Here is a 26,416-nt window from a genome sequence, read left to right on the forward strand (position 1 = left end):
GTTTTCTTCCTCCCCATTTTTTAGACCTCTTGACGAAAACGTTTATTCTAAGAAGTCCATTGTTTTATATATAAAACACTGTTTTATATATTTATATTATACTTCTAAGTAAATTCATTGTCAACACGAAGTTTAGAATTTTCTAATAACTCATTTACCAATCAATTAGATGATTCGAGAGAGTCAGATATCGCCCAAAAGATTGTGTGACGGCTTTTGTGGCTGATGAATCTATTTGATATCGCAATTGCTGCCCTGTGTTGCTTGCAGAGAGATTTGACTACTCAACCAATAAATATATATAAATGTCTATTGTTGACACTGGGTTGAGCAGATCATACAACCCTTATTCCGACTAATTTTTCCTCAATGAGTTAATCAAAAGGAAGTCTTTACAGGAAATAAGCGAAACCACTGATAAACGAACATCAAGCTATAAGCGTCGAATCAAGCCTTGAATCTAAGCCTACAATGTTTTCTGATTCATTAGATTATGCCTTAAACGAGAGGAACATATTTGATTATGTGTTAATAGATTCTTGGTTCACGCAAGCTCCTTTATTTAAAGTTACAGTAATTAAAATTTAATTTGTCATAGGCATGGTTTAGCCGTCCGTGGATAAAAAAGATACTTTGAGCTCTAACTATGTGACACTGGATAATGGGACTCCTTCTGAAATCTACCTCATACGTAATCGGAATAAACGGAGTGTGTGATTAACGATTTTAAGCTCAGATACCATATAGCTGTGGATACGATGTTCATGTGCATGTAGAGCCAAATTAAGTTTTTATTATCCAAAAGAGTCTACACTTTTACGTAGCGCGTACAATTGGAATCTCTTTTGTCATTTCAACAATCCAGCCTTCACTTTCACACGCCGAGCTAGTAAATCGCTCATTGACTCCGAACTAATTGCGGCGATTTCCTGCGCAACTTCCATAAGTGCTCCGATTTTGATCAGGCTATCGTGTCAACCCTGCGACCCCCTACTCGTTACTCAATATCAGAACGGCAGGTCATAATCGCTTACTGCAATTGAACCTCGCCTGTTCCGTATTAATTATTACTTTGATTCTGAATGTTCATTTGCCATCGTACGGTTTAATCTACTGTAGATGATTCCCTTGCCCTTGGATTTTAGGATCATGGGATTGTACATAGACGACAGCTACAACCTCAGTAACATATACACGATCCTATTTGACATTCTCATAATCACGAGTATTGATACGGCCGTTTACTGCCGTCTGGCCATCTTTTCTAAGATAGGTCGCTACATTTTCAGCAAGCATTCTCCAAACTCGGACCCTGATCCATAATGAAATCAACTTCATTTTCCTCACGAGGGTTAGGACCACCAAACGGGAACTCGCAACGGAGAACGAGTAGCTTGGCAACCTTTTGAATTATCATGCAAGGTATGTGATCCACACATTTATATTGCATTATCGGTTATTTAACTCTTCCGACTTAGCTAAATAGTATTCCTAAAAGTCCACAAACACGGAAACAGATCTAAGTCGCTTGTGATGCATGACTGCCTAGGAACCAAGAGCATGAACACGTTTCTGACCGAATTCATCCCTTCATATATATACATCTGTTGGAGGGCCTACATAGCCACCTTGTGTGGCAGCTATTTCAAATAACCCATCGCGAGTAGTAGTGAATGGTGTATTTGGGTCATTCTTTGTTATATATCGCTGAAAAATGATATCCCGAAGCAAGAGATTCACGCTGAACGTTTCACGTACCTTTATGAAATGATTCGCCTCTTCTTGTGTTCTATTTGTCGGCTGAACAAACCTGTTCCAAATCAACGACTTCTGCTCATTCATAAAAGTCTACACTTTTTTCTATTTCAACCATCTTCTTTTATAATTTGAGAAATAAAAAAAGGTCGATGTCAATCGTATAGGATCAATCGAATTTTAAAAAACCAATACAACAGAAAACGAAAGTTCTTTGTTTTCATGTCATTTTATTAAACACTTTATTTACTTACTACGAGTGTGATAATTTCTCGTCTGGCTTTAAGTGAAGTCTTTAATGTCCTTAACTCCTTAATTGTAATAAAGCTAATGGAAAGATGTCGGATTAAACTTTGTATAAGCATTACTAATCAAACACTTAATCGAAGCCTTCTGCATACATTTTCGATACGTTTATCTTATACTGCTTAATAGAAGGAAAAGGAGCGCAGGCTATGAATAAAATTTCAACGAAGTTAGCGGCTTCATTCATTATTTCGTTTCTCATTTTGGATACATTGCTGATGGTGTATTTACATCAGACCATCACACATGCCCGGGTGGATGAAGAACTCGATCGACTCTTAAAGACGGGTAGCAATCATCGAAATGTGCTGGAGGATAATTATACGGAAACAACTCTTCACCATATTATTTTAATGGAAAGTGGTGGGGAAAGAGATGTCGCGATTCTCGACGATGAAGGAACGATTATACATCATTCATTGTCTAACGAGGAAATTCTCGTTCCATACGTATCCGAACTGCATGATAAGCAACTAACGGAGGATACTATATTGCCCGTGGATTGGGAAACGTCTCCTTATCTCGTCAGCGTGCATCCGTATGAAGTGAAAGGCAATTCAGGGGCTCTTGTCATGCTTCAAAGTACCATCCCGATTCGTCAACTTGTCAATCAACTTAATGCGCATTTTCTACTTGCAGGTGGCGGTAGCATCGTCGTTTTGTTTGTTGTCTACTTATTATTATCCAAGTGGTTGACACGTCCACTTATTCGAATGAAAGAAGCGACAGAGCAGATGAGCGAAGGTTTGTACGATGTGGATTTGCCGAAGCTTTCGAATGATGAGTTAGGCGAACTAGCTGCTTCTATCCGGAAGTTATCGAATGATTTAAGCCGCGTCAAACGCGAGCGAAAAGAGTTTCTAGCGTCCGTGTCTCACGAAATGGGAACCCCGCTTACGTACTTAATTGGTTATGCCAAAGTAGCTCAGCGCACAGAACTGGATGATACGGAGCGATTTAACTATTTATCGATTATTGAAGAAGAAGCCGAGCGCTTGAAAACACTCGTGAAAAATTTGATGGATCTCGCTCAAATGGATGAAATGACGTTCACTGTGACGAAATCCGAATTCTCTGCCGAAGAGTTCATCCGAGATATTGTGCAACTTGTTCAACCTTCATTTGATTTGAAAGGAATTATGTTGGTGATTGAACAAGTCCGCGATTTCCCTCTCGTGGCAGATCGAATGCGACTCGAACAAATTATTCTCAATCTGTTAGATAACGCGCTTCACTATTCTGAAACTGGTAGCACTGTAATCGTTCGAGCGTTTCAAGATAAAAAGCACACGGTTTTACAAGTGGAAGACAGCGGGTGCGGCATTGCAGAGGAAAATCAGCAACAAATATTTGAAAAGCTCTACCGCGTCGAAAAATCCCGTTCTCGTTCATTTGGCGGTGCCGGTCTTGGTTTGGCGACGGTGAAGGAATTAACAGAAGCGCACGGTGGCACGATCGAGGTGCAGAGCGAATTGGAGAAAGGCAGTATCTTTACGGTACGATTATAAAGGAAGTGAGTGACGCATATGAAAACGATTTTACTTGTTGATGATGAACAGCGCATGCTCGATTTGCTTGAACTGTTCCTCTCTCCACACGGATATCGCTGTTTGCAAGCGACTGACGGTCAACAAGCACTGGAGTTATTTCAGAAAGAGGATATACATCTTGTATTGCTCGATGTTATGATGCCCGGAATGGACGGATGGGAAGTTTGCCGTAGACTTAGAGAACTTTCAAATGTACCTGTCATTTTATTAACGGCTCGATCCGATAAATCAGACGTTGTGAAAGGACTCGACCAAGGTGCGGATGATTATATTACGAAACCATTTGACGAACGCGAACTCACCGCCAGAGTGCGTGTGGCATTACGGCGTACAGGGGACGAAACTCAATCGAAGACGATTCATGAAGGTCCATTTACTCTTGACTTGGAGTCCTATTCCATCCTATATGACACGCAGGAAGTTCGTCTTACATTAAAGGAATTCTATATTATAGAAGCAATGATGACCCGGCCCAATCGGACGTTCACACGAGAAGATTTGCTTCAAGTAGCATGGGAATATGACACATATACAGAAGTTCGGACTGTTGATTCGCATATTCGAAATTTACGGGATAAGTTGAGGAAGTCGAATTTTCCTATAGAGGAAATTTTGGTGACAGTTTGGGGGATCGGCTATAAGTGGAGATAATTACATAACACGCTTTAACGATAGAAAAGGCTACTTTCCACGAATGAATGGAGAGTAGCCTTTTCTTTATGGATCGGTTCGAGCAACTTCTTTTGCATTGTTATACATGAGATTGTCCTATAGCAGCAAATTCGAATGATTTTTTATTAATTACGCAAAATAACATACACTAAATATGCAACGTACGCTAGAACTAGCATGAGACCTTCACGCTTACCAATCCTGAAGCCAGTTCTAGCGAATACCAACAATATGAACGTCAATGCAATCATAATAATCACATCGATAAATACTTTATCGTTCACTGCAATGGGCGTAATGACAGAGGAAGCGCCGAGAACAAATAGGATGTTAAAAATATTGCTCCCGACAATGTTTCCTAAAGCGATTTCACTTTCCTTTTTCAAAGCAGCTGAAATCGACGTAACCAATTCGGGTAGAGAAGTACCGATTGCGATGATTGTCAGACCGACCAACGTTTCACTCATGCCAAGAGAATAAGCGATTTTCGTAGCATTATCGACAACTAAATCTCCTCCGAATATAATCGCAGCCAATCCGACTAGAGTAATGAGTATATTCTTCCCCCACTTCACGTTCCCTGTCGCTTGTGTAAGCGTGGCATTTTGACGGCTTCTGAGGCCAAGTTCAATCACATAATACATAAAGATCGAAAGGAATATTAAGAAAATCATTCCATCACTACGCGTGATTACATTGCTGCTGAAGCCTTGCAGTGCCATATCACTCATCAATACTAACATCACTATACTTGCTAATAATGTGAATGGAATCTCTTTACGGATCGTTTCGCTTTGTACCTTCAACGGGAACAAAAATGCCGCTATGCCGACAACCATAGTAATATTAAATATATTACTTCCCACTACGTTCCCGACAGAAACGTCCGCATTTCCGCCTAATGCGGCTATAATACTGACCGTTGCTTCGGGTGAGCTCGTTCCGAGTGCTACAATCGTGAGCCCGATTAAAATAGGTGGGATTTGCAGCAGCCTTGCGATATTGGAAGAACCATCTACAAAAAAGTCGGCTCCCTTGATCAATAATACAAATCCAATAATGAGTAAAACATAGATCATGTAGTTGTTACCTCCTCCATAGGAATAAAATGATTAATTAGCTGTATGTAAGTAGGTCATGTCTAGCATAAAATAATTGGTTCAAATCCTGCATACTTGATGCACTTCATGACAAGCACAATGATGAATATTACAATATGTATTTGACTCTACATCTCCATTGCAATCATCCTGTCCAGTCACTCATATTTTATACGATGTACACTCTTCACCAGGAATCCTCCCTTCTATTATTTTTTCATTTTGATTATCTCACGTCATCACTACTTATGCATCCTACAAGTCATGCACATGAATCTACTTCCCAACTCTACTTGCTCTTTTAAGTGGTAGTAAAAAGATTTTATTAAAATAGCCTGTGCATTGAACCAGTTCTACAAACCAGATCTTCCTGATCTTACATTTCTACTTCCTTAAATAACATGGGTATCATGTAAATAACGGTATCTATGGAATTTATAAGTATAAAAACTCTTTAAAAGTTAGATAAGATATGATAGACTATCCCTGTTCACACAATTAAATACTATAACTAGGGGTGTCCAACGTAATTGGACTGAGATGGAATGATAGTACACGCATTCCGGACTCTTTGGACCTGATCTGGCTCGTACCAGCGTAGGGAAGTTTTCATTTTATCAGCGACGCGTATTTTTGCGTTTTGAAGACCAGGTCCTATTTATGGAACTGGTCTTTTTTGTTGCCGATTCCCTTTCCTTGAACCGAGTCATGTCACCCCTCAAAAGGAGACGATGACAACATGCAAGAGAAGAAAGAAGAAATCCAGATCCATGAATGTTTTCCGGCCAGTAGAAAGGTTTACGTACAAGGAAGTCGTCCAGACATACTCGTACCGATGCGCGAAATTGAGCTATCACCGACTCTAACTGATCAAGGCGAAATAGCGAATGAACCTTTCCGTGTTTATGATACAAGCGGGAAATATACGGAAGCAGGTTATCAAGTAGATATTAAAAAAGGACTTCCAATGATCAAAAAGAACTGGATAGTGGAACGAAATGATGTAGAAGAATATGACGGCAGACAAGTGAAGCCACAGGATAATGGCTATCGTTCAATGGAACACATGCAAAAAGATGCAGAATTTCCATTGTTGAAACGAAAACCATTACGAGCAAAAAAAGGCATGAATGTTACGCAAATGCATTATGCGCGCAAAGGTATTATTACACCTGAAATGGAGTTTATTGCCATCCGTGAAAATGTGACGCCTGAACTTGTACGGGATGAAGTAGCGAGAGGACGGGCAATTATCCCGTCTAACATTAACCATCCAGAAGCGGAACCGATGATTATCGGAGGTAAATTCCATGTGAAAATTAATGCGAATATCGGAAATTCTGCTGTCTCCTCATCCATTGCTGAAGAGGTAGAAAAGATGACATGGGCTACACGTTGGGGCGCAGACAACATCATGGATTTATCAACCGGAAAGAACATTCACACAACACGTGAATGGATCATTCGCAACTCCCCTGTTCCAGTGGGTACGGTTCCATTATACCAAGCGTTGGAAAAAGTAAATGGCAAAGTCGAGGACCTCTCATGGGAAGTATTCCGCGACACATTGATCGAGCAGGCAGAGCAAGGTGTCAGCTACTTTACAATCCATGCGGGTGTTCTGCTCCGTTATATTCCCATGACCATTCATCGCGTGACTGGAATTGTCTCACGAGGTGGTTCTATTATGGCCCAGTGGTGTATGTTGCATCATAAAGAAAGCTTTCTGTACACACACTTTGAAGATATATGTGAAATTATGAAACAGTACGATATTGCCTTTTCATTAGGAGATGGATTACGTCCCGGCTCCATTGCTGATGCCAATGACGAGGCACAATTCGCTGAACTTGAAACACTTGGAGAACTTACAAGAATTGCTTGGACCCATGATGTGCAAGTCATGGTAGAAGGTCCAGGACATGTGCCTATGCATTTAATTAAGCAAAACGTTGATAAGCAAATGGAGATATGCCAAGAAGCACCTTTCTATACACTCGGTCCTTTGACGACAGATATTGCTCCTGCCTACGATCACATCACATCCGCTATTGGTGCGGCTATGATCGGTTGGTTCGGGACGGCCATGTTATGCTATGTAACGCCTAAAGAACATCTCGGTTTACCGAATAAAGATGATGTACGTGAAGGCGTCATAACGTATAAAATCGCAGCCCATGCAGCTGATTTAGCAAAAGGCCATCCGAATGCACAAAAACGCGATGACGCTTTATCAAAAGCCCGTTTCGAATTCCGTTGGAGAGATCAATTTAATTTAAGTTTGGATCCTGAACGCGCGATGGAATATCATGATGAAACGTTACCGGCTGAAGGAGCAAAAATCGCTCACTTCTGTTCGATGTGTGGACCCAAGTTTTGCAGTATGCGAATTTCACACGACATTAGAAAATATGCAGATGAAAACAGTTTAGAAGAGAAGTTAGCACTGGAAAAAGGCATGAAGGAGAAGGCTGAAGAATTTAAAAAATCCGGTGCTGAAATCTATCTATAATGAGGAGTGAATGGAGTTATGACAACTGAACAGTTAATTCATCAGATCTCTGTAAAACGCCGAAGTCTTCATCAGTTAGAAGAACAGTTGGCTCTCTTGCAAAAACAGTGCATTCACGACTATACAGAAACCGTAACGTATAGGAAATGTATGAAATGCTTGAAGATCGAGAGTGTCCATTATTAATACATGTCTCGCTTTCTAAAAAACTCATCGGGAGTGCGACTTACTATAGGTTTCAATTCACGTTATTCATAACACAATCTCTTGTACCTGTTGTGCTATTAAAGCTTGCTTTCATGTCGACACAATAAAAATGACCCACCTTATCTCATTTAAAAATGTGGACTGAGGTGGGTCAATTTTATATAAATAATAGGTTTTGAAAGTATAAATCTATAAATTTATTCCATTACTGTAAAACAATTAATCAAACTCTTCGTATTCATTCGGGTGCTGCCCTTCGACTCTTCCCGCTTCGCCTTGATCCAACGAATCAATCTGCTTCATATCTTCTGCAGTCAATTCAAAGTCCAATACATCCAGGTTGGCTGTTTGATGGTCATAGTTTGATGATTTTACGACCGTTAGAATATCATTCTGTAGATTCCAACGAATAATAATTTGTGCTGGTTCCTTGTTATATTTTTTAGCAATCGAAACAATTGTTTCATTTTCTAATACGTCATTTAATTCACGACCTAAAGGACTCCAAGCTTCTGTTACGATGCCGAGACTCTTATTGTATTCCACTACGTCGTTATTGTTAAAATACGGATGACGTTCAATTTGATTAGTAGCGGGCGTCACACCTGTTTCTTCAATGATACGGTCAAGATGTTCCGGTAAGAAATTAGATACACCGATTGTCTTAATTAGTCCGAATTTCTGTGCGTCGACTAACGCTTTCCATGCTTCTACGTATTGATCTTGTTTTGGAAGTGGCCAATGGATCAAGTATTTATCAAAGTAATCGATGCCGATCCGGTATAAGGATTCTTGAATCATTAGAATCGCTCTTTCGTAATCATGTGAAGCACCAGGAAGTTTGGAGCTGATCATCAGTTCTTCTCTAGGCACAGATGACCGACGAACTGCTTCCCCTACCATTCCTTCATTATTATAATTCGTGGATGTATCAATCAATCTATATCCCGCTTCGATTGCCGTTAATGTACTGACTACACCTTGCGCACCTTTTACTTTCACTGTGCCAAAACCAATGGATGGCAGGCTCGTTCCATCATTCAATCGCATGGATTGTACTTTTAGTTGTTCCATTTTTATCTTACTCCTTTTTTAAAAGTAAACTCTTCTATCGAATAAAACACGAATTGGCAGGACGTGTCTTCTACTCGTCTCACCTATGTAATTTCCCTTGCTGATTGCGAACTAAACATTCATTCCTCATTAGAATAAAAAACACTTGTGTCAGTAACCTACGTAGATTACTGACACAAGTGCACTTTTATTTCCCCTTAAACGATCGGTACAACAAATAGCAAAATAAAACAAATCCAGAGAAAGCAATACTAAACTGTACGGCGAATCGATCAACTTCCGCCACTTGTTGTAACACTTGAAGTGGGTTGAACGCTATATCCCAGCTATTGAAGCGCAAAAACCTTCCTATATAAACGCCAATTCCTGTCAGTAAACTGACGCTTAAAATACTCACATAGCCGATGTTCTTGGAATACTTCTTCCTGACGAGCTGTTCGAAAACATAAAACGACTCCAAACCAACTACTGCGGCATAAAAGAAGCCCATAGCAATGACTAATAATTTCGTCCATATCAAAATGTCGTGACTATAGACCATTCCAGCGTCTGGCGCATACGGTCCTGTACCCGCCATCCACCTGAACTTTTCATTCGCTATATGAATAAAATCCGTTACCAGATAGACAGAATTAGGGTAGAAAAACAACCAAAGTAGTATCCAAAAAACAGACCAACTGATTTTCTTCTGCCTGATCGTCTCGGTCGCCTGACTAATGAAGAACAACGGTAAAATGGCCAACAACACATTCCAAGACAACACCGCATAGAGAAAGTCCAAACTCTTAAAGAGCATGGCCAGACAGACGCTCCAATAAGCCAACATGAATAATACTAGCATTTTATGTTTTCCGAAAAATGTCTCCATGGAACCTCCCCTAATAAGAATGGGTATACGTTACCTCTTACTCTTGAATTCACTACTAGTGTAAACGAATCCAAACGAGTTAAGTTGCAACTATATAAAAGATTGTATAGAGTTCTGTAGATACGGAGAATGTCTTTCAAATATCGACACATCATAATACTTTGAATGAAAGGAGCTCGACACACGTGGGACCCAAAAAATACTTGATGACCCAATCGGGCAAAGAAGCTTTATTGAAAGAGTTGGATGAGTTGCAATCGAAAAAGCGACAAGAGGCGTTACAGCGCATCAAAAACGCACGCAAATTTTGTGATTTTAGAGAGGACTCCGAGTACGAGGCTGCCGTTACAGCGCAAGCACAAATTGAAGAGCGAATTGTGCTGATTTTAGATAGACTTCGACATGCAGAAGTAAGTTCGGGATCAGAAGACAGTACAGATACTGTCGTTTTCGGTGCTCCTGTGACATTCATTGAACTACCAGATGGTGAAGAAGAAACGTATACGATCGTGGGTGTCGAAGAAGCCGATTCACTGAACGGAACTATTTCAAATGAATCCCCACTTGCCGAAAGCTTATTAGGTCGTTCTATTGGTGATCGAGTATCCGTTCAAACGCCAAGCGGGGAAATGACCCTTTTAATCGTAGCAGTACAATGAACGCTATCAAACATTTGATTATATACCGCTCGGGGTATATAGTAGAGTGTATAAATTATATGATATCCAGTAACAGGAGGACGTAAATTGAAACGCATAAAAACTATAGAGGAGTGGCGAACAATTAGAGAAAGTTCAAACGGACAATCCATTCTTCTTTTTAAAATGAGTCTAACTTGTTTCAGTAGCCTATCTGCAAAAAAAGAATTACATAAACTCGTTACGGACTTACCACTCTATGTCATCATCGTCCAAACAGATCAAGCCGTTTCGAAAGCGATTGAAAATGATTTACATGTAAGACATGAATCACCCCAATTATTAATTGTAAAAGACCAAAAAGCAACATGGCAAGCTACACATTATCACATTAAAGAATCTGTTGTCCGTGATGCGATTGAACTGTATAGTTAAGTATTACAAACATCTGTACATGAGGTTTTAGGAATGTATACACACTCACGTTAGTTTCAGACACAGTATTTAACAGCTTTCTACATCAACAAACAAATTATCGGTTTGTTTGTTGATGTGGAATATAAAGCATGTAATAGCGCCCCTATAGTCTCAACACTGTATTTTCACTACCCTACCTCCCTTATTTAACGCCTGTATCTTTAACACAAAGCCACGTACTCACTTAAAATACAAAACAACTCCACGCACAACACATATATCTATAAGTGTACTTCCCCAAGTAATGTACGTTTTTATTTATTCAACTTGATCATCCATACAAGGAGATCTTGCAGAACTGTCGTGTGAAGAGTGTAGTAAATATACTGCCCCTTTTTCTCCGAAGTGACAAGCCCAGCTGTCCGCAAGATGTTTAAATGATTGGAAATGCTCGGCTTGCTCATCTCGAATTCTTCATGTATTTCACTAGCAGTTAAGGAGCCTTTCTCACTGAGTAGAGTAAGTATTTGCCTTCTCGTTTCGTCGTTTAGTGCTTTAAAAATATCATTCATATAAAAGTTTCCCCTATCTTTTAATACATTTAGTAATTTGTCTAATTAGTTATTCATCTAATTATATACTATGTAAAGTAATTAAAGTAGTACCTATGCTGAAAACAATTAGGAATGAATAAACATTCACGTTTGTTTCCGTACAGGTACTACTCGTAGAAATACATACTTCAAGTTCTCAAGTCTTCGTGCGCTCATTCATCGTGAGTCCGAATGGTTTCAAGACACCGGCGTATTGTTACATTACGTAAGTCGATCTTCTAGGAGACAAAGATTACATAGTGGTGAATACTTGAATTATCTCTTCACGAATTCTTGCAATCCTGCCTTAATAATTGATCAGCAATATTCGCACCAATGAAGAAAGCTGGCGCTGACGTATTGCCATCTGAAACAAACGGTGCAATGGAATCATCCGCAACAATCAAATTTTCTACACCGAATACTTCTCCCATAGCATTCACAACACCTTGATCTTCATTTGGCGCCATTCTAAGTGTGCCTTGTATATGGTGTGTCGGACCTAAGTTATCCTTAATGAACGCCTCGAGTTTGCTATCGTCCTGAATCGTTTCCAATGTAGGTGTAACGAGTTGGTAGTGTGCATCTATTTTCGATAGTTCTTCTGCAATATTTTTAATATATACCCGATATATGTTCTTTATAGTTTCTAGGTCAGATCGATTATTCAAAAACTCTACATCAGCAAGTACAATCTTTAACGGATCTGCATTTTGAATTCTGACAGTTCCTTGGCTTTTCGGCTCCAATAATATCAGGATAATGCTTAGCATTCCGCCAGCTCCTATTTGACCAATTAGCTGGACGCAACGCCGGTTGGGATCGGCACCAGGCGTTGGATCTGGCAAAAAGGCCCCGCCTGTATAAAGCGCAAATGGATCCGCGTCCGGAAGTGCTTTGTCATTCGGATTCGTTGTAAACATCGAAGTATTTACCGGGTGGGTAGTCATGTTCTTCCCTACATTCGCGTTATGATGAACAACGGAAATACCGGCTTTATTCAGGGTATCAGCTGGTCCGATTCCAGAAAGCATTAATAACTGAGGACTATTTATTCCTGCCGATACAATAACTTTTTTGCGAGCATATGCGTAATAACAGTTTCCTTCTTTAAAAAATTCCACACCAATTGCTCGCTTATTATTATCAAAAATGACACGTTGCACCGTTGAATTATAAGATACCAATAACCGTCTGCCGCCTACACCTTCCCCACTTTCTTTCATAACATCCGACGATAGAAAGGCGGTATCAGAACTTTCTCGTTGACCATAAGGAGTCTGGTATAGTTGCCATCTTGTAAAAGGACCAAGTGGTGTATTGGGATCATTATAGTCTACAATTCTGGGGAAACCCGTGGCTCTTTCTATCGCTGTCACCAATTTCTCAACCATGCTAGTAGGGTAAGCGGGTGCCTGTCTAATATCCAACTGTCCGTTATATCCCCTAGCATTCGGATTCTGAGTCTGACCATTGTATTTTTCAAGTTGCGAAAATTGATACGTCTCTTGTTCAGGCGACCAAAGTGGTCCTAGAAGGTTTTCCCATTGTTTCATATTGACCTGTGATGGTCTTACATACTGGTTATTGTTAATAGAGGAACCACCTCCCAAAGTTCGCCCACCCGTCCAATCAAATGACCGATCTTTCACATTTTTCTGAGGGACACCTTTTCCTTGCCAGAAGTATTGAGGAAAAAAGTCTTCAGTGAGAATAAATGGCGGTGCAAACAAAGAATCTCTAATCGGCTGCTCTTTACTATTATTATCTCCTGCCTCTAAAACTAACATAGAATTTTGGTTATCATCAGTTAGTTTTCTTGCAATGGCAGCACCCGCTGGCCCCGTTCCAACCACGATATGGTCATATGTTGGTTGGCTGTTGGTTCCTTTATTCATTTCAATCCCCCTAAATGGTTTTTGTGCAGTATATCCTATGGCAAGGAGAATGGGATTATGAAGCAAAGGAAAGTACGAACGACGTGGACCGATGATACATTTTAGTAAAGGGCTCTTTCATGAACAGGGCGTGGGGAAATTTATCAATAAAAAAAGCACCGCTATATGCGATGCTTTTAAGGCGCTACCTCGATTCCAAATTGCTTATTATTTCATTTCACTCAGCAGCTCACCTAATTTTTTCACGCTAGCTGCTTCATCTGTTACAGTCTGTTCCAATAACTTTTTCTGTCTGTCCAGCGCATCCGTCAGTGTAGAAATTTCTTCTGACAAATCAGGCTTCGTTTGTTCTTTCTTCGCTTGCAATGACTTGATCGTATCGAATAGGTCTTCGTGGTCGACAATTCGTCCAGCACCCCACATAAGTTGCTCTTTCGGTGCTTTTATGACATAGTCTGTGAAGTAGTTGAATACTTCCTGATCAAAGTCATACGCATACCAGTTGTTGTCAATTGCGTATAAGTACTCATCCAGTGGAGTAGCGATATCGCCAGTAGTTAATGCCTCAATAGAAGCAGTTAAGTTTTTGACGTTATTTTGCGCATGCTCATGAGGGAATATCGGTTCATCTTCCCACGTCAATCGCACAAATTGGTCTTCCGCATATTTATAAGCTGCTAACAAGTCGCTGTTTAACTCACGACTTTCCTCGTACAACTTCTTCGCTGCGTCTGTATCCTCTTTTTTAAGTGCTTCTGCGTACTCTTTATTAATGTCAGCGACTTTTGTGTTCACTTCTTCCGCACTGGACATCGCCTTTTCAATCTCTTTCGTCAAGTTGTTCGAAGCAACAGACGCCTGTTTAAACGCATCGGTGTCGATCAAGTCTTTCATCGCTTGCAAACGTGTCGTGAAGTCTAACGGCACAATAGCAGTTTGATCGTAATGCATGGTCAATAATCCATAAAGGTTTAAGTGGAATTTTAACGCCTCGGCATTGAATGCGTCTTCGCTGTCAAATTGAGAATGATAATGGGAGTGCATGAATTCACTGTCTTGGAAATCATTCCGAAGCGCCGGCACACCCGCAATACTGAATGAGAAGTCATCTGACCATGTACGTAGCGGGGAAACGACTGAAATCCCATCTTTGTACACGTCGGATAATGGTGGAACTTCTTTTGCGAACTCCGTCAAATAGTTATTCAACTCATACGTAGAACGAATTTCGTCTTGTGTCGTATGTTCATATGCTGGAAGCTCGAAATTCATATTCGCAAACGTCTTGCCTACCCACTCAGGATGAACAGTAAATATTTGATTGTAAGCACCTGTCGACCAGTCGTAGCGAGTATTCGATTTGCCCCATTCTTCTGCTGCGATCGCATTGAAAATAAGAGTCTTTTCTGGTTGATAGCCGCTGTCAATCATTCCTTTAGCGATACCAAGCAGTAGACCGATTGCTGCATTGTCATCTTGGAACCCGGCAAAATACGAATCATAATGGCCAGATAACAGGATATAGGAGTCCGGATCTTTTCCGACAATTTTCCCGTAATAATTATACGCTTCTTGATCCATTTTCACAGTAGATTTAGCATCAAATTTTACGGTAAACTTGTCATTTTCACTTGCCTCGAGTGCCTTCTTTAGTTCAATTGCATCCGTTTGAGACATCGAGAATGCAGGTGCATCGTCCGGTCCGCAAATATCTTGTGAATTCAACGCATCGGGATCCACTTCGGCATAACCAGCTTCTTGCACCGCAATGACCGCTGCTGCCCCTTTTACATGCGCTTGATACGTAGGGTAATTAATCCACCATTCTTCTCGTTGATTGATGTCGACTAATACCAGTTTCCCTTCGATATCTAATCCCTCTAAATCTTTCGCAGTCCCTTTTCCTGCATAAACTATCTCAAGTTCTTTCACACCATTCGTGTCAAAGTTCACTTGATAACCACCTAGCACAGCAAGATGCTCTTTTCCAGCAGTATCCGTAAAGGTTAAATCGGCCTTCTCAAACTCCCAACTATCTACCGTAAACGCATCTTTCGTGACTTCAGTTAATCCGATTTTCTTCATTTCTTCTCCAATTTTCTCGCCAGTCTTTCGTTCCGCTTCCGATCCTGCCGTACGATAACCGAGCTTTTCATTGGTTTTATATTCTTCCATTCCTTTAGCGAATTCAAAAGCATATTCCACATCTACTTCAGATAAGTACTTGTCCTTCTCATCTGAAAGCGGAACGGTCTTCACTTCCTCGATCGGCTCTTTCTTCTCTTTGGAAATATCTTCTTTTGGTGTACACGCAACAAGTGAAGTTGCGACGAGCATAGACAACGTGAAGTAACTTACCATCTTTTTCATGTATCACAGTCCTTTTTCATTTTTTTGCAATCAATTCATTAAACGATATAGAGAGAGTTTTCGCAATAGATTTCTACAATTTTCGTCACCATATCAATTAAATATTTTTGTCAAGATGTTTTTGGTGTATTAGGCAAACAAACTTGACTTTTGTTTGCTTTATTTGAAAACAATTTTTTAACATAATGTTTGTTGCCATTCCTCAGGAGAATGTATCTTGTCCAGTAGCATGTCCAGCGGGGTGTTAACATGACCAAATATAATCTAGTTGCGTGTATATGCCTTGAAAGAGCAGATACTCTCACTACGGGAAGCAAGTGATCAGTTATTAAAGAGAACCGAACAAAGTAGTAGAATAAATAAACCGCGTGAACTCAAGTGAGAAAAACTTGGTTTCACGCGGTTTTAATTTTGCTGTCATTATTTCTTAATCCATTTCGACTCCACAGGAATTCCTGCATCGGCAAATAGATTATATACAGGGCATCTTCTTTCCACTTCTGCTTTTAATTGCGCAATCGCTGCATCCGATTCATTTGTAGTGATTTCACAAACAAAGCGAACTTTTTGGAAATGCGTTTTCACGCCTTCTTCTCCCATCAAACCTCTAGCATCTACAATACCCGTTGTGTCAAAATGAATCGCTGTAAAAGCGAATCCTTGTTCGTTCGCAATTAATGGAATCATCACTGCTTTACAACCATTCAGTGCAGCCGCAATAAACTCGAGTGGATTTGCACCGGTATCCGTTCCGCCTAAATGAACAGGTTCATCCATCGGAAATTCTTCAAAGTCGCGGATTGTATGTGTAGAGCGAACCCCTTCATCCCATTTCGCTGTAGCAGCAATCTTGGCTAATGTGTTGTTTGTCGTTGACATATAACCCATCCCCTTTTTAATTCTTACTATTATAATATGTATTGTAGCATATAAAATTTAAAAATGTAATGGGATAAGTAAATAAATTTTACGAATTGACTGATCGTTTAAAAGTAAGTAGGAAATATATTTCAAGATCGGCTTGGATAATTTGTCCAGGTAACCATTTTATTTTGCACAAATTGTTTTTCCGTTCGTTCTTGGAGTGCAGGTGATAATACTGCATGTTGAACAGCGCCACTTCGGTTTTGCAATCCTAAAATCCAGAGCTCCACCGTTTGTAAAGGCGTTCTAGTTTGCAATCCATAAACAAATGAACGTAATTGACTATCCATACGCCAGATCACCTTTTGAAATATTTTTTCTATCATTGTATGTTTTAAAAGGTTTTAGGTGCCTAACTTTCCTGCTGCTATTGTAACCATTGATGAAAAGATGTTGTCATGTACATCATGCGTAAATTTCACACTGATTCTTTCAACTAGTGATAATTGGTTTTTTATAAGCCATTGCTTTTTCCATCATTGCCCGGGAAAGATTTTCTGCTTGTTGAACATTCCGATCACACGACGCGAAAGCTTCCGTTGTGTATGGTAACTCATCGATTTCGGCAGGACTGCAGGACTTCTTGAATAGCGCGCCGTTCCAGCTCAAAGCACGCGGCCAGTTCTTTTTCAACAGTTTGCATTTTCTAATTTTCATTATTAAAAAGCACTGCATAAGGAGCAAACTTGAACGTTTCTTATGCAGTGCTATTTTATTCCTCCATTAATCGATACATGGTCAAAACTTGCTTTCGAAAGCATCACCGGGTGCTCCTTCTGTTGAATTAATCGCAGCCGGTACGAAATATGCGTTTTACTTTATCGCGGCGTTTGCGATTACAGGATTTATTGCCTCGCTGTTTGTGAAACGTGTTCGTGTGTAGATAATGTTCCACAGTAGAGGTACGTTAAAAAGATAACGAAAGACCGCTAATTACTAGATAAATTAGCGGTCTTTTCGATTTCCATGTGATGGATAGCGCTGACAACACGTGAAGAAAGGCATTTATCATTTTCAATACGTTGATAATTTTCACAATTGCTTAAAGGGTTGGATGGAAATAGGTAAAAAAATAGCATTTGATGAACGAATCAATCAAATGCTTGTTCCTTCCTGTCAAAAACCAAATAACATGACAATAAGTGAACTAAGAACTACTGCTGTTGTATAGAATTCAGCTTTTGTATGCCTATGTGCAAGATCAATGCAAGGGCACTCCACGTATTTAAAACGACAGCAACTAGTAGTAGCAACCATTCCGTAAGCTGCGGAAGTTCAGTAGTCAAATAAATAATTAACGCGCTACTACCAACCAGTAACATTGTCATCAGTAAAGGCACATTTCTTACCAACTTATCACACCGCCTATTGAATCATATATAGTTTATTATAACATACTCTACTTTTTTCAAAACACAACAAAGTTTACGAAAACAGCTTAATAAAAAGATACCAGGCCATGACACAGTACTGAATAGTGTCGGGACCTGGCACCACAAATCAATAATTATTAGAATGGATGTAGAATTTCACCCTACTTAGGAGATGTTTTGAAATCAAATCTTGCCTACTCCTGGTTTTGAAGACAGCGTGATTTGATCTCCTGTATACACCATATAATCTGCTTTCTCTGTCAGCCACAATGGTGCATCGAGGTCGAAGTATATGACATTTGGATGAGCAGCTGCAAAATGGGCTGCTGCTGCGACAGAATGGGCTGACTCCATCATACTACCAATCATACATGGAATTCCTGCCGCTTCAGCAATACTTGCAATTTTCCATGCGTTCGTGATTCCTCCGCACTTCATCAGTTTAATATTTAACAAATCTACATAATTTCCACTAACCAATGTGAGCGCGTCTTTTGGTGAAAAGAGACTTTCATCAGCCATAATCTGTACATTTACATGATCGGTTACATACTTTAATCCTTCTAAATCATTCGCAACGACGGGTTGTTCAATACATTCAATATTTAAGTTTTCACGTTCCATTTGATTGATTAATTGTACAGCTTGTTTAGGAGTCCACCCTTGATTCGCGTCTAAGCGTAGCATAACTTTTGATGGCACTACTTTTCGTATTGCAGAAACCCTCGCGATATCCAATTCTGGTTGAGATCCAACTTTTATTTTAAGGCTGCTAAATCCATCCTTAACACGTTCGATTGCATCTTCTGCCATCTTTTCAGGCGTATCTACTCCAATCGTCATGCATGTTTTTAACTGCTTGTGATCTCCCAAAAAACGATACAATGGAATTCCTAGCAATTTACTGTATGCGTCATACATCGCTATATCAGCAGCTGCTTTAGCACTTGAATTTCCTACACAACTATTTTGAATGTCTTTCAACAGCGTTTGGAAATGATTAATATTTTTATTCAGTACGGCTTTTTATAGGACCTGATAAAGCAGCTTCTATACTTTCCGTTGAATCCCCTGTAATTACCCATGTAGGCGCCGCAGATCCTGTACCTATAATTCCATTTTCTAAATGGATCGTTACCTCAATACAATCTATTTCTGTCGCTGTTCTTAACGCTGTTTTAAATGGTTTATCAAGTGGTATATTGCGTCGTGTGATCTCTACTTCTCTGATGATCATGCAATCTCTCCCTCTATTTTAGCGTCCATATTAGGCTTCTCTTTCATCAATGATCTTCCCTTCATTCGAGATTTTCACGACATTCCTGGTACAATACCAAGATTCAAAACCTAGTTTTTTGCTCTACATATCAATCTCATACATTCTATTCTCTCTGGTTCGATTGGTAGTTATACAAATGCTTTACTAGCGCAAAGCCAAATTCCGAAACTTATTTCGTACAATAAAAAATCCAGTCTCCAGCTATTTTCGTAGTCAAACAGAGCATTTTTAATTCATTCCAATTGATTCAAAAATACCCTTTCATACATTCAAAAACTGATTAGCTATTCTATAACAATTTATTTCTTATCAGTCTTATAGTGCTACCTTTTACTTTGTAAATGGTATGCCCTTAATTTCAGATTAAAGAAGTATTTATATGATATTCTTCACACATAGGTACTTTTGTTTGGACTTCCTGTTCAACCCGGACTGTGTGCAGTTCCCCATCCAATTAGAAAAGCCCCGCTACCAACGGGGCTCTTTAGGAAACGATGATTAATCCAGCAAACGGTTGTTGACATCTGTGTCTTTTATTTCAGCTTCACTTATGGTTCCAATGAGATATCCCGTTCCGCGGCAGATGCTGCAACCATATTGCCATCCTTCATCATCAGACAGCATGCCATTCCCTTCACACGCTTTACATGTATTTTCACGATCAATCATTCCCATTCCTCCTCATATTTCAATTTCGTCATGGCGCGCTTTCGCCCAGTTGATCATCCCACCTTCGAGCATGACCTCAATCTGGCGTTCGGACATGGAGTGTTCGACCTGAATCTTACGTTTTTTTCCTTTGATGCCCACCATGAACGGTTCACCCGTCTGGATGGCAGCGCGCATATTGGATAATTCCAGGACGTCTCCTTTTTCCAGCAGCTCATACTCTGCAGGGTCGGTAAATGTAAGCGGGAGGATCCCGAAGTTCACGAGGTTCTGCCAGTGGATACGTGCAAAATCTTTTGCCAGTGCAACCCGCAGTCCGAGATAGCGCGGTGCCAAGGCCGCATGTTCCCGGCTGGAGCCTTGTCCGTAGTTCGAACCTGCCAGGATGGCATGGCCGCCCGGAGTCTCTTTCGCTTTTGAGTAATACGAACGGTCCACGTTCTCAAATGCAAACTTACTGATTTCGGGAAGGTTGCTTCGGAAAGGCAGGACGCGGGCACCGCCTGCAAGGATTTCGTCTGTTGAGATATTGTCGTTCATCTTTAGCATTATAGGAAGTTCCATCTCGTCCTGCAAAGTATCCATATCTGGAATGAGCGCAATATTGGGTCCTTTATATAGCTCCACTTCACGTGCTTCCTCATATGGCAAAGGCTCTGTCAGAAGCTTAGTGTCGATGGTTGGTTCCACAGGATTCTTCACGCGCGGGTACGGCATATCGAGTGTCCGCGGATCGGTGATGGCTCCGTACAAGACGGAAGCCGCAGCGGTCTCCGGGCTGCATAGAAAAACGCTGTCTTCAAGTGTTCCGGAACGTCCCGGGAAGTTCCGGGGTGTTGTCCGTAAGCTGTTCCGGCCTGTCGCCGGTGCTTGCCCCATGCCGATACATCCATTGCATCCTGCCTGATGAAGACGGGCACCCGCCTGTAACAAAGAGGCGATATGGCCTTCTTTCACCAGGTCCGTCAGCAATTGACGGGACGTCGGGTTGATATCGAAGGAGGCACCTTCTTTCGCCCGCTTCCCTTTGACAATCTCTGCCACAATTGCAAAATCACGGTATCCCGGATTCGCGGAGGAACCGATATAGGATTGGTAAATCGGTGTTCCGGCCACTTCTGAAACAGGAACGACATTCCCGGGACTCGATGGTTTGGCGATTAGCGGTTCAAGATTAGACAGATTAATTTCTTCATAGATGTCATATTCTGCTCCCTCATCCGGAAGTAGTTCTGACCAATCCTCTTCCCTCCCTTGGGAAGTGAGGAAATTGCGGATTTCCCCATCTGACGGGAAAACAGTCGTCGTCGCCCCGAGTTCTGCCCCCATATTGGCGATGACATGGCGGTCCATGGCACTTAAGTTATCAAGACCTGGTCCGTAATATTCGATGATCTTGCCGACTCCGCCTTTCACTCCGTGGCGGCGCAGCATTTCAAGGATAACATCTTTCGCGCTGACCCAGTCAGGGAGTTCTCCTGTCAAACGCACGCCCATAACTTCAGGCATTTTGATGTATATCGGGTTACCCGCGATTGCGAGAGATACGTCCAGGCCGCCCGCACCCATCGCAAGCATTCCCATACATCCATTTGCACATGTATGGCTGTCTGATCCGAGCAGGGTTTTCCCGGGAGCGGCAAGCCGCTGCATATGTACAGGGTGACTGACCCCATTCCCCGGACGACTGTAATACAGACCGAATCGCTGCGTGGCACTTTTGAGAAACAGATGATCGTCCGCATTCTTGTTGTCGATTTGAATCACATTATGATCGACGTACTGGGCAGAAGCTTCCGTCTGTGCCCGCTTGACACCCATTGCTTCCAGTTCCAGCATCACCATTGTTCCCGTTGCATCTTGCGTCAACGTCTGATCAATTTTCAAACCGATTTCGCTACCGGTTGTCATTTCTCCGGAAACCAAGTGGCTTTTAATAAGTTTTTGAGTCACATTCATGGGCATAGAAGCATCCCCCTCCGGATTTTTTAAAATATTAAAGAAGTAAACGGCCTGCTATTATTATTCAGTACCTGTGTCAGAAATATACATGAATGTTTAAACATTCGTGTAAGTTTCTTGCACAGCGTTTAATGCAATGGTTGATTATAAGATGTTTTTTAACCAAGTTAATATATAAATAAATAAAAATGGTTCAATCCATATAAGGCAAAGTAAAATAATGAAAAAAGACGCGCATGATATGATTTTCATTGCTCCCTTTTCCTCTTTGGAAAACGCAATAAAACTAAAAATAATTCCACATACTAAAAAGATGAATCCGATCAGAACAACTGGTTCAATTATTTCAGTTGTTAACCAATTGATCACGAATGCTAGCAGTCCAGTAACTACAAAAACAAATGACCATGTACTAAAAGGTCTTTTCAAGTAAACCAGCCTCCTTTTGATAAGCGTCTATGTGGCATAAAATCGCTCTTACTGTTACTTCCCATTTTTTCTGGGTGCTTCTGGCGTAGCGTATATTCTATGACTGTACCTATTTGTTCAAAAACGTATTTCATCAATCTAGTATATAAAACAAATTATTTTCTTGTAATACTTTTTCAGCTACATTAACTATGGTAATTCTACTGTCATGTAGTTGTTCCATGTCGGTAATTTTTCTCACAGTGTAAGCCAGCACTTCAGGTGCAATGAATTCATCTGGATGGCTCAGCACGATTATTGCTTATCACAACATCCCTCGCTTCTATTTTCAAACAATAGAACTGCTATAGTAGTATATGAAACTAATTGGAGCAGATTAGTTACTAGTCACAGATAATTAGTATTCATATCGTATTATTTAGTTTACATAATATTATTATTTATGTTGTCGCAATATAAAACTCTTACTATATCTGCTACACTCAACTATACTAGGACCCCGAATTATATATCTTAAACGTTTTCATTTCGCGATAAAAAATTGTTTACTTCACAATAATGAAACGTAAATAGTCGTCTCATTGCATTTTTAACACTACCTTTCCAGAAGGATGTTGTCTTACTTTATAGCTAAGATCACCTATCTTATGGAAATATAGTTCATATGTATATAGGCTAAGACAAAACTTGATAATATGAAAAAACCGCGTGTATCTAAGTTACGATGAACTTCGTTTTCACGCGGTTTTAACTTTGCTTATTTATTAATTGTAATAGATTTCCCACTTATTTTGCAGCTATTTTTCACTTTTCCTTCGTATACAATCTGAATCGATTCTAGCGTAATGCGTTTTCGACGACAACCAAAGCTACTCTTTTATACGAGTCGATTCTCCAATGATTCGATCGCCAATTTTAGCGCAATTAAGCGACGCTCATTCACCGTTTTCTGAGGACTACCATCCTTTGCTTTGGCTAATTGTTTTTCGATAGACGGAACGATACTTTGCAAAACTTTCTTGGATTGTAAGATCTCTTCTTTGTTATAGAAAAAATCTATATCGCGCCAAACGTCATGTAGGCTCTCCAACCCGACTTGTATAGCGTCACGTCGTTTTTTCACTAATGTTGTATTAGAACCTTTTTCTGTCATACTTGTATAAGCATTCGAAAGCTTAGTCAAAGTGGACTCTAAAGAGTTAATAGACAGTTCTTGGACTTCTTGGCTAACCGTTTTCATATTAGAACCTCATCTTTCATTTCAAAGTATCTAAAGGTTAGTAGTTTTTATACTGACACTCTTCATTCGAGTTGCAGGCGTGCCAGCCCTTTTCCGCTATTGCTACTATTTGGACTTTGCACTCCCTATCCTTTGCACTTGGTAAAATGAAAGTTACGCTATTTTAATCGGTGTTTCTTTCACAATTTTATAAACTGCTATAGCTGTGATTGTCGCTATAGCGAATGATGCGATGAGCGCCACTACAACATTAGGTACCGGGATATCAAAGTTGAACAATCCCTTCAATGGTTTAGGTGTGTCGAACAACCAAAGCAAATCATATAAAGATACTACTACGACTGCAACTATAATGGTTACAAATCCTCCAACCCCGCCATAACGATAAAACCCTAATCCAATTAGCCATCCGACTAGAAAATAGATCATGACTACGAAGAAATAAGAGACACTAGTCAGTAACCAACTGTTTACTCCAAGTGAGGATAACACAACTTCTTTGAACACGTTGATGTTCAATACATGTACTATCCAAGTTAGAATCGTTGTTAGACCTATGACAGTAATTGCTAAGCCTATCGCTGACAGCAATGCTCCTTGAAAATACGACTTTCTAGTAACGCCATATTTCACATATGTTGTGAGGAATGCGGAGCTTGAAATGATCCCACACACGAGCATAAATATTGTAGTTGTTTGAAATGTAAATGTTAGTAACGAAATGGACCTGATATCTGGTTCATCGAGGAACCAAACAATTGCAAAGTACGCAACATACACAATCGGCAAATACCACGCAACCCATTTCATTTGGCCTAAGTACAGATCCGTAGCTACTTTCTTTCCCATTGCGTTCATTTTACATTCCCTCCTTTGTTAAATGAATAAATAATTCATGGAGTGAAATATTTCCTATTTCTAGTTCTTTTCGTATTATTTCGTCTTCTTTTTCTTTCGTTAATTCTCCGTACAACATCATCGATTTCGTGCCGCCCAGCTGTTCTTCATTTAACACATGAAGTCCGGCGACCACTTCTACTACATCACTAGTCGGACCTGTAACAGAATATCCTCTTTCTAAAAGAGTGTCCACTTCCTCTTGAAGTATTAATGTACCTTGATGAATCATAAGCACTTCGTCAAATAGGTATTCCATTTCTGAGATTAAGTGGGTAGATAAAATGAAAATTCGAGGATTGCGTGCTTGCTCTTCTAAAACTTCACTGTAAAAAATTTCACGTGTTGGGGCATCCATTCCTTGATAGGCTTCATCAAAAATCGTGATGGGCGTTTTACTCGCTAGCCCCATTGTTACATTAAAAGCAGATTGCATACCTGCCGATAACTTTCGTAATGGTTTGTTGATTGGGAGTTGAAATAGCTGAACTAATTGTTCCGCATACTTTCGATCAAATGCAGGACGGTAGCGCTCGGCTAGATCAAAGTATTTACTGATTGTGTCATGATGATCTTTGTAATCTGTTTGATGAACAAACATTACTTGAGACATTGCATTCTCGTTTTCAAATATGTTCTCTCCATCTATTTTCATTTCTCCACTCGTTGCCTTTCGATAAGCGGCTATTACAGATAGTAAACTCGTTTTTCCAGCACCATTGCGCCCGATCACTCCATAAATCTTTCCGTTCTCTAACGTGAAGTTAATATCTTGTAACGCTTCAAATTCGTTATACGAAACACTTATGTTACTTGCCTCTACTTTTCTAGTCATCCTCTACACTCCCTTTCAACTTTTCCATTATTTTCAAGATATCGAGATCTACTAACTTGAGTTTTTTCGCTTCTTTTAACATGGGAAGAACAAATTCCGCAGCGAATCCTTCTCTTCGTTTAAGTACCAATTTTTCTTTTGCGCCTTCTTTCACAAACATTCCCACACCCCTTTTTTTATAAATAATCTCTTCTTCAACAAGGAGGTTAATTCCCTTTGAAACCGTGATGTGATTGATTTTATAAAACTGCACGAGTTGGTTTGTTGATGGAATTTGATCATGCTCTTGTAATTGATTGTTTATAATCTGATCTTCAATCATTTCTTTTATTTGAAGGTAAATAGGCTTTTTATCATCCAAAGATTTACTCATCGCGTCTGTCACCTCTTTTCATGATATGCTATACTCAGTTATATGGTTATATGGTTATGTATATAACCATATAACAGATTGAATTTTTAGTCAACTAAAAAAATGATCACTTGAAATGTGTTCGTTCTCGAATCGTATAGGTTTATTATGTTGCAATACATCACTTAGTAGGTTTCATCTTATTTTTCGAAACAATGACGAAAAGTAAAGCTAACAAATTTAATAGAAAGAGGAGTAAATAATACGCACTTTCAGACCCATCTATAAGATAAGAGCCCTCAATGTGTTGAATCCTAAAACGAGTAAAAGGAATACATAGACTTGGTTACTCATGCTTCATTCATCACCTATGGAAATTCAAACATATTTTTAATCAACAACTAACCTGATTGAGGAACATAAATATTTCATCTATTTATAAGGCCGTACCGTGTGAAAGGATTTTCTTCAAGAATATTGAATTCAAGCAACTAGG

The 26,416-nt window shown here is 40.0% G+C and carries 24 protein-coding genes, 2 pseudogenes and 1 riboswitch; of the genes and pseudogenes, 7 read left to right on the forward strand and 19 right to left on the reverse strand.

Annotated features, from left to right (window positions below; genetic code table 11):
• Positions 1-1,200: 1,200 nt before the first annotated feature.
• The gene (locus tag CSV61_RS17325) at positions 1,201-1,338 is read right to left on the reverse strand and encodes a single-stranded DNA-binding protein (RefSeq protein WP_143561045.1); all 138 of its coding nucleotides are present in this window, start codon (positions 1,336-1,338) and stop codon (positions 1,201-1,203) included.
• A gap of 252 nt (positions 1,339-1,590) precedes the next feature.
• Positions 1,591-1,842, reverse strand: a complete 252-nt coding sequence (locus tag CSV61_RS01750; protein WP_099637857.1) for a hypothetical protein — start codon at positions 1,840-1,842, stop codon at positions 1,591-1,593.
• A gap of 368 nt (positions 1,843-2,210) precedes the next feature.
• Between CSV61_RS01750 and CSV61_RS01755 the strand changes: the two genes are divergently transcribed.
• Together CSV61_RS01755 and CSV61_RS01760 are read left to right on the forward strand one after the other, a co-directional pair.
• The gene (locus tag CSV61_RS01755) at positions 2,211-3,569 is read left to right on the forward strand and encodes a sensor histidine kinase (protein ID WP_099637858.1); all 1,359 of its coding nucleotides are present in this window, start codon (positions 2,211-2,213) and stop codon (positions 3,567-3,569) included.
• Between the two features lie 18 nt (positions 3,570-3,587).
• A complete protein-coding gene (locus CSV61_RS01760) occupies positions 3,588-4,262 on the forward strand; it encodes a response regulator transcription factor (protein WP_083031388.1) in 675 nt (224 codons plus the stop codon).
• Between the two features lie 146 nt (positions 4,263-4,408).
• Here the strand turns inward: CSV61_RS01760 and CSV61_RS01765 are convergent, their stop codons facing one another.
• Entirely contained in the window at positions 4,409-5,362 is a 954-nt protein-coding gene (locus CSV61_RS01765; RefSeq protein WP_099637859.1) for a calcium/sodium antiporter, read from the reverse strand.
• Between the two features lie 524 nt (positions 5,363-5,886).
• Positions 5,887-6,004, forward strand: a riboswitch (TPP riboswitch).
• A 118-nt stretch (positions 6,005-6,122) separates the two neighbouring features.
• On the opposite strand from CSV61_RS01765, the gene thiC reads away from it, so the two are divergent.
• On the forward strand, positions 6,123-7,895 hold the full coding sequence (gene thiC, locus CSV61_RS01770) for a phosphomethylpyrimidine synthase ThiC (RefSeq protein ID WP_099637860.1): 1,773 nt from the start codon (positions 6,123-6,125) through the stop codon (positions 7,893-7,895).
• Between the two features lie 426 nt (positions 7,896-8,321).
• On the opposite strand, the gene CSV61_RS01775 is transcribed toward thiC, so the two are convergent.
• Complete coding sequence (locus CSV61_RS01775; RefSeq protein ID WP_233193483.1) at positions 8,322-9,176, reverse strand: aldo/keto reductase; 855 nt, start codon at positions 9,174-9,176, stop codon at positions 8,322-8,324.
• Positions 9,177-9,363: 187 nt separating this feature from the next.
• A complete protein-coding gene (locus tag CSV61_RS01780) occupies positions 9,364-10,044 on the reverse strand; it encodes a DUF1361 domain-containing protein (RefSeq protein WP_099637861.1) in 681 nt (226 codons plus the stop codon).
• A gap of 185 nt (positions 10,045-10,229) precedes the next feature.
• Between CSV61_RS01780 and greA the strand changes: the two genes are divergently transcribed.
• Together greA and ytxJ are read left to right on the forward strand one after the other, a co-directional pair.
• Positions 10,230-10,703: a transcription elongation factor GreA gene (gene greA, locus CSV61_RS01785; protein WP_304442543.1), complete on the forward strand. Its 474-nt coding sequence runs from the start codon at positions 10,230-10,232 to the stop codon at positions 10,701-10,703.
• Positions 10,704-10,790: 87 nt separating this feature from the next.
• The gene (gene ytxJ, locus CSV61_RS01790; RefSeq protein ID WP_099637862.1) at positions 10,791-11,117 is read left to right on the forward strand and encodes a bacillithiol system redox-active protein YtxJ; all 327 of its coding nucleotides are present in this window, start codon (positions 10,791-10,793) and stop codon (positions 11,115-11,117) included.
• Positions 11,118-11,413: 296 nt separating this feature from the next.
• Here the strand turns inward: ytxJ and CSV61_RS01795 are convergent, their stop codons facing one another.
• From CSV61_RS01795 to CSV61_RS16670, 6 genes are all read right to left on the reverse strand, one after another.
• Positions 11,414-11,671 (reverse strand): autorepressor SdpR family transcription factor, encoded by a 258-nt coding sequence (locus CSV61_RS01795; RefSeq protein WP_083031406.1) that lies wholly within the window; start codon positions 11,669-11,671, stop codon positions 11,414-11,416.
• A 305-nt stretch (positions 11,672-11,976) separates the two neighbouring features.
• Positions 11,977-13,590 carry a GMC family oxidoreductase gene (locus CSV61_RS01800; RefSeq protein ID WP_099637863.1) on the reverse strand — a complete coding sequence of 538 codons (1,614 nt, stop codon included), beginning with the start codon at positions 13,588-13,590 and terminating at the stop codon, positions 11,977-11,979.
• A 207-nt stretch (positions 13,591-13,797) separates the two neighbouring features.
• On the reverse strand, positions 13,798-15,960 hold the full coding sequence (locus tag CSV61_RS01805; RefSeq protein WP_199173565.1) for a M28 family peptidase: 2,163 nt from the start codon (positions 15,958-15,960) through the stop codon (positions 13,798-13,800).
• A gap of 420 nt (positions 15,961-16,380) precedes the next feature.
• Positions 16,381-16,839 carry an OsmC family protein gene (locus tag CSV61_RS01810; RefSeq protein WP_099637864.1) on the reverse strand — a complete coding sequence of 153 codons (459 nt, stop codon included), beginning with the start codon at positions 16,837-16,839 and terminating at the stop codon, positions 16,381-16,383.
• Between the two features lie 131 nt (positions 16,840-16,970).
• Positions 16,971-17,174, reverse strand: coding sequence for a hypothetical protein (locus tag CSV61_RS01815; protein ID WP_099637865.1), 204 nt, complete (start codon positions 17,172-17,174; stop codon positions 16,971-16,973).
• 142 nt (positions 17,175-17,316) lie between these two features.
• Positions 17,317-17,517 (reverse strand): hypothetical protein, encoded by a 201-nt coding sequence (locus CSV61_RS16670; protein WP_158233753.1) that lies wholly within the window; start codon positions 17,515-17,517, stop codon positions 17,317-17,319.
• A gap of 112 nt (positions 17,518-17,629) precedes the next feature.
• Between CSV61_RS16670 and CSV61_RS16675 the strand changes: the two genes are divergently transcribed.
• Positions 17,630-17,767, forward strand: a complete 138-nt coding sequence (locus CSV61_RS16675) for a hypothetical protein (RefSeq protein WP_158233754.1) — start codon at positions 17,630-17,632, stop codon at positions 17,765-17,767.
• 102 nt (positions 17,768-17,869) lie between these two features.
• Positions 17,870-18,055: pseudogene (locus CSV61_RS17040) on the forward strand (IS1595 family transposase); the annotation flags it as partial.
• Here the strand turns inward: CSV61_RS17040 and CSV61_RS01825 are convergent.
• The 8 genes and pseudogenes from CSV61_RS01825 to CSV61_RS01860 form a co-directional block, all read right to left on the reverse strand.
• Entirely contained in the window at positions 18,039-18,236 is a 198-nt protein-coding gene (locus CSV61_RS01825) for a hypothetical protein (protein ID WP_099637867.1), read from the reverse strand. The pseudogene CSV61_RS17040 and the gene CSV61_RS01825 sit on opposite strands and share 17 nt — an antisense overlap.
• 204 nt (positions 18,237-18,440) lie before the next feature.
• Positions 18,441-19,494, reverse strand: a pseudogene (locus tag CSV61_RS01830) (dipeptide epimerase).
• Positions 19,495-20,034: 540 nt separating this feature from the next.
• Entirely contained in the window at positions 20,035-20,205 is a 171-nt protein-coding gene (locus CSV61_RS16680) for a hypothetical protein (protein WP_158233755.1), read from the reverse strand.
• Positions 20,206-20,217: 12 nt separating this feature from the next.
• Entirely contained in the window at positions 20,218-22,170 is a 1,953-nt protein-coding gene (locus CSV61_RS01835; protein WP_099637868.1) for an aconitate hydratase, read from the reverse strand.
• 1,303 nt (positions 22,171-23,473) lie between these two features.
• Positions 23,474-23,836 (reverse strand): hypothetical protein, encoded by a 363-nt coding sequence (locus tag CSV61_RS01845; protein ID WP_099637870.1) that lies wholly within the window; start codon positions 23,834-23,836, stop codon positions 23,474-23,476.
• Between the two features lie 153 nt (positions 23,837-23,989).
• Positions 23,990-24,694, reverse strand: a complete 705-nt coding sequence (locus tag CSV61_RS01850; RefSeq protein WP_099637871.1) for a hypothetical protein — start codon at positions 24,692-24,694, stop codon at positions 23,990-23,992.
• Between the two features lies 1 nt (position 24,695).
• The gene (locus tag CSV61_RS01855; RefSeq protein ID WP_099637872.1) at positions 24,696-25,568 is read right to left on the reverse strand and encodes an ATP-binding cassette domain-containing protein; all 873 of its coding nucleotides are present in this window, start codon (positions 25,566-25,568) and stop codon (positions 24,696-24,698) included.
• Positions 25,561-25,941, reverse strand: a complete 381-nt coding sequence (locus tag CSV61_RS01860; protein ID WP_099637873.1) for a GntR family transcriptional regulator — start codon at positions 25,939-25,941, stop codon at positions 25,561-25,563. The genes CSV61_RS01855 and CSV61_RS01860 overlap by 8 nt, the downstream gene beginning before the upstream one ends.
• Between the last annotated feature and the right edge of the window lie 475 nt (positions 25,942-26,416).

The sequence above is a fragment of the Sporosarcina sp. P3 genome (assembly GCF_002743415.1).
GTDB classification, from domain to species: Bacteria; Bacillota; Bacilli; order Bacillales_A; family Planococcaceae; genus Sporosarcina; species Sporosarcina ureae_A.